Origin of the sequence: Bradyrhizobium australiense (assembly GCF_013114825.1) — a bacterium.
Taxonomy (GTDB): Bacteria; Pseudomonadota; Alphaproteobacteria; order Rhizobiales; family Xanthobacteraceae; genus Bradyrhizobium; species Bradyrhizobium australiense.
Genome location: NZ_JAAVLX010000011.1, coordinates 245,972 through 258,915 on the forward strand (window position 1 = coordinate 245,972; position 12,944 = coordinate 258,915).

The following is a 12,944-nucleotide window of genomic DNA, read 5'->3' on the forward strand; positions in this document are numbered from 1 at the left end:
TATTCTGAAAGTAGCGTTGCTCTCGTCGCTGCAGATACTGGTTTCCAATGTCGCGCCGATCGCAATAAAGGCCTATGTCGCCCACTTCGGTACTGAGGCGCTGGCTGGCTATGGCTTGGCTGCTGGCGTCGAGCTTCTTATTTCTTCCACGGCACTCGCCATCGGCGTAGGAACGACGACAATGATGGGGACCTGTGTTGGCGCTGGCCTCGAGGCGCGCGCACATCGTGTCACGCTTGTTTCTTGTTTGCTGGGAGCGGCTATCTTTGCTGCGATCGGACTCGGAGTTGCGCTTTCGGAAGATCGATCGCAGGTCTTTTTACACAAGTTGGACAAGTTGTCTTTGCGGAATCCAGCTATTTCTACGCGACGGGCCTGTTTTTCATGGCCGCGTTTGTGATTCTGTTTTCGGCCTATCACGGATGGGGATGGGCGATGCCTCCGCTGCTTGCCGTTGGGGTTGCGATCGTTTGGCCGGCGGACGGATGCTGCAGCAGCAAGCGGCTAGACTCGACTTTTTATACTATCTTGTTGCAGGTTCCACGGTTATTGGCCGCGTTGACGCTCGGCATCATCTTCGCCTTCCGGCCGCCAAATCGACGCGTTTTGATGCTTTCCGGTTGAAAAGCCGGCCCGCGTTGATTACGGAAGGGCTGCAATCCCGTGTTCCCTGGAGTTTGACTGTCGTGCCTCAACGAAGGACGGGTGAAGCTCACGAATTTTCGAACGGCAAACTGTCGGTGCTGCGCAAGCACCCGTTTTTTGCCGACCTCGAGCCCGCGGCGTTCGAGCAGCTCTGCCGCTATGCCAAACATTCCACGTTGAAGCGGGGCGCCACGCTGTTCTCCAAGGGGGACCCCGGCAACAGCCTTTACGCAGTGATTTCGGGTACGGTGAAGATGAGTATTTCCTCGCCCGATGGTCGCAGCGCGATCCTGAACATCATCGAGCCTGGAGAAATCTTCGGCGAAATCGCACTGCTCGACGGCGGGGCTCGCTCGGCCGACGCCATCGCAAACTCCAATTGCGAGCTATTCGTCATTGATAGGCGCGAATTCATCCCCTTCGTGAAGGAGCAGCCAGGGCTGGCTATGAAGTTCATCGAGTTGCTCTGCGGGCGGTTGCGGTGGACCAGCGATCAGGTCGAGCAGATCATCCTGCAGAATTTGCCCGGGCGGCTGGCCAGCGCGTTGCTTCGCTTGTCCGAAAAACACAAACCTGCACAGCAGGGTCGAACCATCGCGATCACCCAGCAGGAGATCAGCGAGATGGTTGGCATGACCCGGGAGAGTATTAACAAGCAGTTGCGCGCCTGGGCGACCCGCGATTGGGTACGCCTCGAGCACGGTGCCATCGTCGTGCTGAATGCAGAGGCGCTTCGTGATCTGGCCGAAGCGGGATCCGGAAGCGAAGGCGAATAGGCCGTTCATTTTCCTTCACAGGTCGAACACCGCAACGGCGCGGATCGGCGACGCCGTCCCGCCGCGCCACTTCATCGGCAGGCCGATGAAGGTGAACTGGCCGCGGCCAAGCAGCGCTTCGAGATTGCACAGGCTCTCGATATGGGTGATGTCGAGCTCGAGGCAGGCCTTGTGCACGAGGGCATTCACTTTGCCCTCCGGTCCCGGCCGCATCGAATCGATGCCGAAATGCACGACGCTCTGCTCAGCCAGCCATTCGGTAGCGGCGACGTTCACGCCGGAATTGTCGGTCGAATATTCCTTGCGGGGAAATGTCCGTTCGTGGTGACCGGTACAGAGCAGGACGGTGCCGCCCTTCGGCACCGGCACGCCGGCCTTCACCACCGCCGCCTCCAGGTCGGCGGGCGTAATCTCGGCGCGCGGTGCGATGTGGCGCAGGTCGATGCAGATGCCCGGTACGATGCATTTTTCCAGCGGATATTCATCGATTGATATACCGCTCTTGCCGAAATGTCGCGGCGCGTCGATGTGGGTGCCGGCGTGGTCCACCATGGAGATGAACATCGACGCCAGCCCGTGCACATTGCCCGACTCCGCAAAGGATTCTTCGTGGGTCTTCCAGACACCATGCATGACGGGAGGATGGCCCGGATAGCTCGGCGTGCGGTGATAGAGCTCTCGGCTAAGGTCGACGATCTTCACGCGGAATCTCCGTGACTCGAACTGCGTCTGTTAGAACCCGAACATCCTCGGCAGCGCCAGCGACAGCCAGGGCACATAGGTCACGATCATCAGCACCGTAAACATCACGTAGTAGAACGGCCAGATGCCGCGCATCACTTCATCGACCGAAACCTTGCCGATGGCGCAGCCGACGAACAGCGTCGTTCCTACCGGCGGCGTAAGCAGTCCGATGCCGAGGTTGAGCAGCATGACGATGCCGAAATGCACGGGATCGATGCCGAAGCTTTTCACCACCGGCAGCAGGATCGGGGTGCAGATCAGCAGCAGGGGCGCGAGATCGAGCGCCGTTCCCAGCACCAGCAGCATGATGTTCAACCACATCAGCAGCACGTATTTGTTGCTGGATATGGCGACGAAGAATTCGGTCATTTTCGCGGGCATCTGCATCAGGGCGGCGACGTAGCCGAAGCATGACGCTGTCGCCACCAGCGTCAGCACCATGGCGACGGTTTGCAGCGTCTTATAGACCAGCAACGGCAGCTCGGACCATTTGTAGTCGCGATAGATGAACATGGTGACGAAGAACGCCCAGACGCAAGCGACTGCGCCTGCCTCGATCGGCGTGAAGACGCCAGTCAGGATGCCGCCCAGCACGATGGCCAACGTTACGATCCCCCACGTCGCGTCGCCGAGCATCCTGACAGCCTGGCGGATCGGCACCGGCTCACCCTTCGGGTGTTTGTCGCGATAGGCGAAGAACAGGCAGAGCACCATCAGCGAGAAGCCGAGCAGTAGGCCAGGGAGCACGCCGGCCAGGAATAGGCTGGTGATCGACACCACGCCGCCGGTCGCCAGCGAATAAATCACGGAATTATGGCTCGGCGGGACGATAATGGCTTGCAGCGAGGCGCTGATGGTCACGTTGGTTGCGAAGACCCGCGGATAGCCTTTGTCGGCCATCTGCGGAATCATCACCGAGCCGATCGCGGACGTATCGGCGACCGACGATCCGGAGATGCCGCTCATGATCGTGGTCGCAAGGATATTTACCTGCGAGAGGCCGCCACGGATGCGCGTAAATCCAACGACCACGGCTGCAAAATCGACCAGCCGCTTGGCCATGCCGCCCTCGGCCATGATGGCGCCCGCCAGCACGAAGAAGGGGATGGTCAGCATCGAGACTTTTCCGACGCCGCTGGCAAATTGCTGCATGACCGCGCCGACCGGCAAATCGATCCAGAGCGCGCCGACGAGCGAAGACAGTGCCAGCGCGTAGGCGATCGGCATGCCGATCGCGAAGAACAAGCACATGCTGAGAAGCAGAACCGCGATATCCATGGCAATTACTCGACCGGTACGTGGGCGTCAGCGCCGTCGCGCGGCGGCGGGCCAATTGTCAGGCGTTCGATGACGAACAGGAGCATCATGGCGCCGCTGACCACGATCGGAAGATAGGTGATCCCGACCGAGAGCCATGGAAACTCATCCACCGAATTGTCCCAGGTGGTCTGAACGAGCCGGAGTCCCCAAACGACCATGAAAATTGCAATCACGCCCATCAATATTTCGCTGAGGAGCAGTGAGGCGCGGCGCAGCAGTGGCGGGAGCAAGTCGGTACCCACGGTCATATTCATGTGAATGCGCTGGCGATAGCAGTTGGCCGAACCGATGAAGGTGATGCCGACGGTGAGCAGCACAGCCATCGGCTCTGGCCATGACGAGGCGCTGTTGAGGATATACCGGGTATAGACAGCCCATGGGATAACCGCCGAGACCAGCACAAGCGCCACACACCCGATCACGGCGCCGGTCCAGTAAACCGTATCGTTCACACGCCGGAAAAGTCCGGCCGCAGAATTGGACATTTTGACCTCAGAGAATTACGGCGCTTCAAGTCGCAGTTCGGAAAAGTGGCCGGAACGGACGTCGCCCGGCCACCTCTGCTCGCGAGCCGTACCTATTGGACGGCTTCGATACGCTTGACCATCGCGGCGTACTTCGCGCCGTATTTGTCCCAGACCGGCTTGACCGCATCCTGGAACGGTTTCTTGTCGATATCGGTGATGATCTCGGTGCCGGCCGCTTTCATTTTTTCAATCGCGGCGTTCTCCGCTTCATACCAGAGCACGCGTTGCTCTTGCTGGGCTTCCTTCGCAAGTTTCTTGATCAGCGCCTGATCTTCCGGCGAAAGCTTCTGCCAGGAGATGCGCGAGAACACCAAAAGTTCTGGGATGATCAGGTGCTCGGTCATCGTGAAATACTTGGCCACCTGATAATGATTCTGCGCTATGAACGATGGCGGATTGTTCTCCGCGCCGTCTACCACGCCTGTCTGCATCGAGCTGAAAACCTGATCGAAGCCCAGCGCAACACCGTTGCCGCCCAGCGCATTCATGGTGTCGACGAAGAGCGGATTGCCCATCATGCGGACCTTGAGGCCCTTGAGATCGGCAATGGTCCGCACCGGCCGCTTGTTGTTGTAGACGTTGCGCGAGCCGGCGTTCATCCAGCACAGCGCGATCAGGCCGGTCTTTTCGTTCGTGGAAATCTTCGCCAGCAATTCGTCGCCGATCTCGCCATCGATGACTTTTTCCATATGTTTGGAGTTGCGGAAGACAAACGGCATGTTGAAGACGTTGACGTCGTCCACGACAGGGCCGACAGCGCCGACCGAAATACGGGCGATCTGCAGGGCGCCGAGCTGGGCCTGCTCGATCATTTCCTTTTCGCCGCCAAGCTGCATCGACGGGAACATCTGGATCGTCAGCCGGCCATTGGTCGCGGCCTCCAGCTTCTTGCCCATCCGGACCACGGCTTCGACCGTCGGATACCCCAGCGGATGAACGTCCGATGCTTTCAGCACCATTTTGGTTTGCGCAAATGCCGATGACAGCGGTGTCGCGGTTGCCATTGTGGCCCCGAGCCCTGCGCTAAACTTGATGAAGTCGCGGCGTTTCATGTTGTTCCTCCTGATGTTTGTTATCGTTTGTGGACTTTCCAGACTCTAGTCTCGTTCGTCGAAGTACTCCGGATTGATGTGTTGAGTAGCCGAGATGTTCTCGAGAAGGCTTTCGAGGTGAATTTCCATCGCCCGTCTTGCGCCCTCCGCATCATGCGCCTCGATGGCGGTCAGGACGGCCTCGTGTTCGACGATGACCTTTGCGATCCGACCGCGTTGGGGCAGGGTTAGCCGGCGATAGCGATCGACGTGAACCTTCACCTGCTGGATATATTTCCAGATACCAGGATAGCCGGCGACATCGGCGACTGCAGCATGAAACATTTCATCGGCCTGGTGGAACGTCTCGCTGTCTCCTGCGGCGCTCGCCTCGCGCTGTCGCTCCAGGATCGACCACAACGCCAGTATCTGACTCGATGTAGCACGTTCCGCCGCTAGCCGGGCGGTGGTTTCCTCCAGCGCCTTGCGGATGATGATGGCTTCTGGGAGTGCTGCGATCGGAATGCGCGAGACGAAGATGCCGGACTGGGGGTAGATCTCCAGCAGGCCTTCATCCGCTAGCCTGAGGATGGCCTCGCGAACGGGGGTTCGGCTGACGCCATAGGAGAGCGCGATTTGCGCTTCCGAGATGGCTTCGCCGGGGCGGCGCTGCAGCGAGACCAGTTCGGCCCGAAGATCGGAATAGATCCTGGACGCCGCCGTCGCCGCGCGCGGTCTGCCGCTGCGGCGCGTGCCGGCGGCAGTGCGGCGAACCGTTGGATCCGTCTTTTTCGATGCGCGAGTGGGCATGGCTGCTATCTCGATTGATATATTAGTATATGAATCGGTTTTGACAAATCAAAAATGGTGCCGCGCACAGATTTGATGCCGCGTACGGCTGCACAGGCTCATCTAAAGGTTGGATCAGTGAGTGGGCACCTATTTGGGGCCGCTGACGAAGCCGGCGCGTTTCCGCTGCTCGCGTTGTCCGGTGCCGATCACCAAATCGATCAAGTCCCGGGCTTGTTGCGGATGGGCGGCGGCAGTCGTGATGCCCGCGGTGTACATGGTTGCAAGCTTGCAGCCCGCTGGCAGCGAGCCGGACAACGTTACGCCTTTGGTGCTGATGATCTCGGTCGATTGCGTGCAGCCGATCGGGCGCCGCGCGTCAGATACGGCCAGTTCGCGCATCGCCGTCGCGCCATTCGGGAAAATCCTGAGTCGGGCAGCGACCTTATCGGCGATGCCGAGCTGCTGAAGGATATTTGCAACGTGAATTCCGGCCGTCGAGGCAGTGGTATCCGGCACGAATATCGCATCCGAGACGAGGAAAACGTCGCGCAAGCTGGCGGCATCCTTGGCTGCAGCCTGGGGATCGCCGGCGCGAACGGCGAGGGCGGTTTCGACCAGGCCGACATCGACTATCGAAGCGGCAATAACCAGCTTTTCCTGCGCCAGATTGGCGAGGAGTGCCGCGGTCAAGATGACGACGTCAGCCAGTGTGCCTTTGCGCAATTTGTCGGCCATGACGCCAACGGCGCCGAACTCAGCTGCGATATCGAATCCGGTACGGGTCTTGAAGGCCGGTGTCAGGCTTTCGACCAGACCCTGTGCCGCACCGCCGCTCAGGATATTCAGGCTGCTCATCAGCTCAATTCCATGGCGGTGATGATCCGGTCACGCGTGATCGGCAAATCGCGAACCCGCACGCCGAGCGCATCGAACACGGCATTGGCAATAGCCGCTGTAACCGGGCCGTGGGCAGCTTCGCCGGCGCCGACTGGATCCATGTCCGGCCGCTGGATGACTTCCACCTCGACGTCGGGCACTTCGCTGAAGCGCAGGATCGGATATTCCGTCCAGCTCGTGCTGGTGATGCGTTCTCGGTCAAAGCGCACGCGCTCCTTCAACACCCAGCTTGCAGCCTGAATGGCGCCGCCCTCGATCTGGTTGATGACGCCATCGGGATTGATCGCTTCACCGACATCGACCGCCAGCGTCAGCTTTCTGACGCTGATCTCCTCGGCGCTCTCGATCTCGGCGATCGCAGCGCAATAGGCGCCGGTGTTCTTGTAGCGGCCAAAGCCTATGCCGTGCCCAATGCCGGGCTGCTTCTCAGGTTTCCACCTCGCGCGCGTGGCCGCGGCACGGATGACGTCCTGGGCCCGCTGGTCCCGCAAGTGGCGCAGCCGGAACGCGACCGGATCCTCGCCGCGCTCAGCTGCGATTTCATCGAGCATGGATTCAATCGCAAACACATTGCCCTGTCCACCAAGCGTCCGCAGCGCGGAGGTGCGGATCGGCATGGTGGTCAGGCGGTGGCTTTCGATGCGCCACGATGGAAAATCATAGAGCGGGATCGAATTGCGATCGCCACCCCCGCCGTTGGCCTGCGGCGGATTGGTCGAGACCATGCGCGGAAACGGGTTCTCCAGTTCGAATGCTGCCAGCAAGGCGGGCTGAGCCGCGCGCCCCGGCCGCGCCGCATGCCCGTTGCTCCAGATCGAATGTCGCCAGCCGATGATTTCGCCCTGCGCATCAAGATCGGCCTCGATCCCGATCGCCATCGCTGCGCCAAACGGCGCATCCGACATTTCGCCCTGCCGTGACCATTGCACCCGCACCGGCCGGCCGCCGGCGTATTTGGCGAGCAGCACAGCATCGAGCGCAACGTCATCGGCGGCGTTATGGCCGTAGCAGCCGGCGCCTTCCAGATGCTCAACGGTGATGTTCTCGACCGGCAGCTTGAGAACCAGCGCCAGATCGGTGCGCAGGAGATAGACGCCTTGGCTGTGCGTCCAGACATGAACGCGCTCGCCGGCCCACTGCGCCATGGCACAGGATGGCGCGATCGATGCATGCGCAATATAGGGGCGGGTATATTGCCGCCGGATGGTCCGCGCCACCGCGGCGCCGGGTGCTGTGGCAGTTTTCCTACCGATAACGGTGGATTCGCACGGTTGCGCTTTGAGGAAGCTTGCCAGGTCGTCTTCGTCTGGCAGCGGCTCGCCATCGGACCAGGTCGCGCCCTTGCGCAATGCATTGAGGGCTGTCTCCGCACCATGCTCGGTTTCGGCGACGACGCCTGCAAAGCTGCCGTCGCGCACGATGGCAACGAGACCGGCCACCGCTTGGGCGCTATCCTCCTTCAACTCCCTGAGTTTCGCGCGCGCATGCTCCGGACGCAGCACGCGCCCGTGCAGCATTCCCGCCAGCGCGCGGTCATGGATGAATCGCGGCCGACCAAAAAGCTTATCCGGAATGTCGATCCGTTGGACCGAATGGCCAGCCAGCGTCCGGCTCGTTGCGATCTTGGGCTTAATGCCGGGCGTAGCGTCGCGATCGAGCGAGACCTCATCGGCAAGCTCCCAATAGCTGGTCCTAACATTGCCGGGGCCCGAAATCGTACCGTCCTCGATACCGAGAGCGTCGATACCGACGCCCAATCGTTCGGCTGCCTGCTGAAGGAATATCTGACGAACCTCGGCGCAGGCATGACGCAGGGCACGGCCCGATTGCTGGATCGAAAGGCTCCCCGATGTGACGCCCTCGTTGGGGCTGACGGCGGTCGACGCCCGGATCATCTGCACGCGAGAGAGATCGATATCGAGTTCGTCGGCGGCGATCTGCGCCAGCGCCGTCACGATGCCCTGTCCGATCTCCACCTTGCCCGGCGAGACCATCACCTGTCCGCTTCTCGAGAACTTCAGCCACGTCGACAGTTTCGGATTCGCGGCAAGGCTTACCGGCAATGCGGGCGGGGAAGGAGCGGGCGCCTGCTGGCTCATCCTGCCGCCATTTCTTCGGCCGCACGCAGCACCGCCCGCACCATGCGATTGTGCGAACCGCAACGGCAGAGATTGTGGTCGAGCGCTTGCTTCACCTCCCGGCTTGTCGGCGAGGGATTTCGCTTCAAGAGCGCCGCCGCGCTCATCAGGATGCCGGAAACGCAATAGCCGCATTGCAGAGCCTGCTCGGCGATAAAGGCGCGTTGCAGCGGATGCGGCCGCTCGCTCGTTCCCAGTCCCTCGATCGTGGTGACATCCTTGTCCGCCACCGACCACAGCGGCGTATCGCAGGCCGACACCGCGCGATCGCCGACGATGACGTTGCAGGCGCCGCATTCGCCGGCGCCGCAGCCGAAATGCGGTCCAGTCATGCCGAGCTGCCCGCGCAGGATATCCAGTAATGACCGGTCCGGATCGGCATCAACTTCCATTTCGGCGCCGTTGAGGCGAAATCGAACGCTAGGCATCAGGGCGAACCTTCTCTTGCGGCCTATTGCGGCGGCTTATCGAATTTCTTGACCACTTCCGCCCATTTCACAATATCGCCGCGCAGAAATTTGTCGAACTCGTCAGGCGTCATCGACATCGGAACCGCGCCCTGCTGGATCCAGAGCTTGACGATATTGGGCCGTTTCACCACCGCGTTCACCGCCGTATTAAGTTTGTCGATGATCGGCCTGGGCGTGCCCGCGGGCGCCATCAGGCCGAGCCAGATCGTCGCCTCATAACCTTGAATGCCGGCCTCGATCACCGTCGGCGCATTCGGCAGCACGGTCGATCGCGTTTTACCTGTCGTAGCCAGTGCGCGCACCTGATTTTCGGCGACGTTGGGGGCCATCGCCGGAACCGCGTCGATCATCATCTGGACCTGGCCGCCGATCACGCCGCTGCGCGCCTCGCCGCTGTTGCGGTAGGGCACATGGACGAGGTCAATGCCGGCCATGGCTTTGAACAGTTCGCCCGCCATGTGATACGGCGTGCCCTGGCCGGAGGAAGCGTAGTTCAACTTGCCGGGCTGCGACTTGGCGAGCGCGATGAATTCCTGCAACGTCTTCGCCTGCACGGAAGGGTGAACCACGATGACGAGGTCGGAATAATTCACCGGCGCGATCGGCGCGAGATCGCGCATCAGTTCGTATTTGCGCTGCGGCACCAGTGATTCATTCGCGGTCTGGGTGTTCGACATCATCAGCAGCGTATAGCCGTCCGGCGGCGACTTGACGGCTTCCTGCGTGCCGATCACGCCGCCGGCGCCGGTGCGGTTTTCGATCACGAAGGGCTGGCCGAGGGTCTCCTGCAGGATGCTGCCGATTTGCCGCGCGGTCACGTCGGCAGGCCCCCCGGCGCCGAAGGGAACAATCACTTTCACGGGACGCGAGGGATAGTCTTGCGATTGTGCTGGCGTATTTGGGAGCGATGTCGCGAGTAGAGCTGCAGCCAGCGCCAATGCGATCCTTGGGCTCGTCATCTCTCCATCCCTTGAATTGGTGTTTATTCTTGCCGCAAATCTATCTGCAACGCGAATGAGCTGTCGACGAAAGAGTCGCTGCGCGCCTTCGGAATAAAGGGTAATGTCCGGGGTACCGGACCCAGCAAGAACGAAGCCACCGGGAGAAAGCTCCGCAGAATGGGCCTGAAAGAAACGCAAACGGAAACGCCAATGAGGAATTCGATTTCGCGGCGCAAACTGCTCGCTGGCGCCGGCGCCGTTCTCGCAGGCGCAGCATTTTCCACGCGTGTGATGGCCGCTGCGCCGCCGCCGGAAGCGGTGACGCCGGCATTGATCGACGCGGCGAAGAAGGAAGGCAAGGTCATCTATTACACCTCGACCGATTTGCCGGTCGCGGAGAAGCTGGCGAAGGCGTTCGAGGCGAAATATCCGGGCATTGCGGTGCGGGTCGAGCGCACCGGCGCCGAGCGCGTGTTCCAGCGCATCGGCCAGGAATATTCCAGCAACATTCACGCTGTCGACGTGGTGAACTCATCCGATGCCGCGCATTTCATCGTCTGGAAGCGCGATGGCATTCTGGCGCCTTACGTGCCGGAAGACGTCGCCAAATTCTATCCGGTCGAGCACAAGGACCCCGACGGCCAGTTTGCGAGCTTCCGCGTCTGGCTCAGCATCATCGCCTACAACACCAATCTGGTGAAAGCGGAGGACGCGCCGAAGAGTTTTGCCGATCTGCTCGATCCCAAATGGAAGGGCAAGATCGTCAAGGCGCACCCGGGCTACAGCGGCACCATCATGACCGCAACCTATCAGATGCAGCGCGATCTCGGCTGGAGCTTCTTCGAAAAACTCGCCCGGCAGAACATCATGCAGGTGCAGTCGTCGGCCGATCCGCCGAAGAAGCTCGACCTTGGCGAGCGCGCGGTAATGGCCGATGGCAACGAATACAACATCTTCCAGATGAAGGAGGCAGGCCGTCCGGTCGAGCCGGTTTACGCCACGGAAGGATCGCCGTTGATTATCGGACCGAACGGCGTCTTCAAGGATGCACCCAATCCCAACGCAGCAAGGCTGTTCCAGTCGTTCAGCCTGAGCCGGGAGGCCCAGCAGCTCATCATCGATGTCGGCGGCCTCCGCTCGGTGCATTCTCAAACCGTCGAGAAGGCCGGTCGCAAGCCGCTCAAGGACATCAAGACCATGAAAGACGACGCGGCGGCAGTGGAGAAGGAAAGCGAGGCCATCAAGGCGCGCTACACAAAAATCTTCCGCGTTTGACCAGTATGGCCGCCTCCGGACTGCCCAGGATTTCGGTCGCCGAAACGCTTGCCGAAAAGATCGCTGCAGTCAGACCCGGCGCATTGCCGGTCGCAACCACGCGCAAATGCGAGGACCTGCTGATCGACGTGGTCGGCCTATGCGTCACCGCGCGCAACGAGGACTACGTCAGAAGCGCGCTGGCAGGCTGCGACGATGACGGTCTCTGCACGGCGATCGGGCATCAGCGCGCGCTGAACGCGGCCGGCGCTGCCTTTGTCAACGGTACTGCCGCGCATGGCGAGGATTTCGATGACACGTTCGAGGGCGGCCCGGTCCATGCCGGCGCGGTGATCGTGCCGGCGGTGCTTGCCACCTGCGAGCGGCATAATCCTGATGGTCCGATGGCGCTGATTGGGATCGCGGTGGGCACAGAAGTGCTCTGCCGGTTGAGTCTGGTGGTGCCGAAGGCGGTCCACAAGGCGGGCTTTCATCCGACGGCGATCTTCGGCGCCATGGGCGCGGCCGCAGGTGTCGGTGCAGCGCTTGGCCTCAATGCCAAGCAGATCGTCGATGCGCTCGGCATTGCCGGCAGCATGGCCGGAGGCATCATCGAATACCTCGCGGAAGGCGCCTGGACCAAACGGCTGCACGCCGGATGGGCGGCGCAATCAGGTATCCGTGCCGCATTGTTGGCGCGGGGAGGCTTCGTCGGTCCGCGCACGGTGTTCGAGGGTGTGCACGGCTTGTTTCATGGCTTCGCACACACCACGGAAGGTGACTACGCCGCGCTGACCGCCGATTTCGGAACGCGATGGGTCACGGATACACTGGCGTTCAAGCCCTATCCATGCGGGACGATGGCGCAGCCCTATATCGATTGCGCGCGCCGGTTGGCCGTACGTGGCGTAAGGCCGGAGGATGTCGCCGAGATCGTCTGCGAGGTCGCGGAGGGAACGGTGCACCGGCTGTGGGAGCCGCTGGCCGACAAGCGACGTCCGCGCAACGGCTATGCCGCAAAATTCGCCGTGCCTTATCTGCTGGCCACCGGCTTCGTCCATGACAGCGTTGGACTCGGCGCATTCACCGAAAACGCGATCAGTGATCAACGCGTGCTGGCGCTCGCCGCCAAGGTGAAATTTGTGATCGACCCGGACAATCCCTATCCGAACAATTACATCGGCCACATCCGCGCTACGCTCCGGGATGGCAGCGTGGTTGAAGAGCGGCAGCCGTACTTGCGCGGCGGTGCGCAGGAGCCGCTGATGCGGCAGGACGTGACCGACAAGTTTCTGCTCAACGCTAAGCATGGCGGCTGGAGCACTGCACAAAGCGAAGCGGCGTTGAAACTGATGGCGGGGCTGTATAATGGCCGCATCGATCTCTCCTCATTGCGCGGGTAGCGGCTC

The 12,944-nt window shown here is 61.3% G+C and carries 13 protein-coding genes; 4 read left to right on the forward strand and 9 right to left on the reverse strand.

Annotation, left to right across the window (positions count from 1 at the left end):
- Positions 1-16 precede the first annotated feature (16 nt).
- Together HCN58_RS30100 and HCN58_RS30105 are read left to right on the forward strand one after the other, a co-directional pair.
- Entirely contained in the window at positions 17-400 is a 384-nt protein-coding gene (locus HCN58_RS30100) for an MATE family efflux transporter (protein ID WP_171582969.1), read from the forward strand.
- 286 nt (positions 401-686) lie between these two features.
- A complete protein-coding gene (locus HCN58_RS30105; protein WP_171583021.1) occupies positions 687-1,421 on the forward strand; it encodes a Crp/Fnr family transcriptional regulator in 735 nt (244 codons plus the stop codon).
- 15 nt (positions 1,422-1,436) lie between these two features.
- Here the strand turns inward: HCN58_RS30105 and HCN58_RS30110 are convergent, their stop codons facing one another.
- The 9 genes from HCN58_RS30110 to HCN58_RS30150 form a co-directional block, all read right to left on the reverse strand.
- Positions 1,437-2,123: a cyclase family protein gene (locus HCN58_RS30110; RefSeq protein ID WP_171582970.1), complete on the reverse strand. Its 687-nt coding sequence runs from the start codon at positions 2,121-2,123 to the stop codon at positions 1,437-1,439.
- A gap of 30 nt (positions 2,124-2,153) precedes the next feature.
- A complete protein-coding gene (locus tag HCN58_RS30115) occupies positions 2,154-3,443 on the reverse strand; it encodes a TRAP transporter large permease (RefSeq protein ID WP_171582971.1) in 1,290 nt (429 codons plus the stop codon).
- Between the two features lie 5 nt (positions 3,444-3,448).
- On the reverse strand, positions 3,449-3,970 hold the full coding sequence (locus HCN58_RS30120) for a TRAP transporter small permease (protein ID WP_171582972.1): 522 nt from the start codon (positions 3,968-3,970) through the stop codon (positions 3,449-3,451).
- Positions 3,971-4,062: 92 nt separating this feature from the next.
- The gene (gene dctP, locus HCN58_RS30125; protein ID WP_171582973.1) at positions 4,063-5,064 is read right to left on the reverse strand and encodes a TRAP transporter substrate-binding protein DctP; all 1,002 of its coding nucleotides are present in this window, start codon (positions 5,062-5,064) and stop codon (positions 4,063-4,065) included.
- 45 nt (positions 5,065-5,109) lie between these two features.
- Positions 5,110-5,853: a GntR family transcriptional regulator gene (locus tag HCN58_RS30130; RefSeq protein WP_171582974.1), complete on the reverse strand. Its 744-nt coding sequence runs from the start codon at positions 5,851-5,853 to the stop codon at positions 5,110-5,112.
- Between the two features lie 129 nt (positions 5,854-5,982).
- Positions 5,983-6,690: a molybdate ABC transporter substrate-binding protein gene (locus HCN58_RS30135; protein WP_171582975.1), complete on the reverse strand. Its 708-nt coding sequence runs from the start codon at positions 6,688-6,690 to the stop codon at positions 5,983-5,985.
- A complete protein-coding gene (locus HCN58_RS30140) occupies positions 6,690-8,831 on the reverse strand; it encodes a xanthine dehydrogenase family protein molybdopterin-binding subunit (protein WP_171582976.1) in 2,142 nt (713 codons plus the stop codon). The genes HCN58_RS30135 and HCN58_RS30140 overlap by 1 nt, the downstream gene beginning before the upstream one ends.
- Entirely contained in the window at positions 8,828-9,298 is a 471-nt protein-coding gene (locus tag HCN58_RS30145; protein ID WP_171582977.1) for a (2Fe-2S)-binding protein, read from the reverse strand. Before HCN58_RS30145 ends, HCN58_RS30140 begins: the two co-directional genes overlap by 4 nt.
- 23 nt (positions 9,299-9,321) lie before the next feature.
- Positions 9,322-10,299: a Bug family tripartite tricarboxylate transporter substrate binding protein gene (locus HCN58_RS30150; protein ID WP_171582978.1), complete on the reverse strand. Its 978-nt coding sequence runs from the start codon at positions 10,297-10,299 to the stop codon at positions 9,322-9,324.
- Positions 10,300-10,491: 192 nt separating this feature from the next.
- Between HCN58_RS30150 and HCN58_RS30155 the strand changes: the two genes are divergently transcribed.
- Complete coding sequence (locus tag HCN58_RS30155; protein WP_171582979.1) at positions 10,492-11,556, forward strand: ABC transporter substrate-binding protein; 1,065 nt, start codon at positions 10,492-10,494, stop codon at positions 11,554-11,556.
- A gap of 5 nt (positions 11,557-11,561) precedes the next feature.
- Positions 11,562-12,938 (forward strand): MmgE/PrpD family protein, encoded by a 1,377-nt coding sequence (locus HCN58_RS30160; protein ID WP_171582980.1) that lies wholly within the window; start codon positions 11,562-11,564, stop codon positions 12,936-12,938.
- Positions 12,939-12,944: the final 6 nt, after the last annotated feature.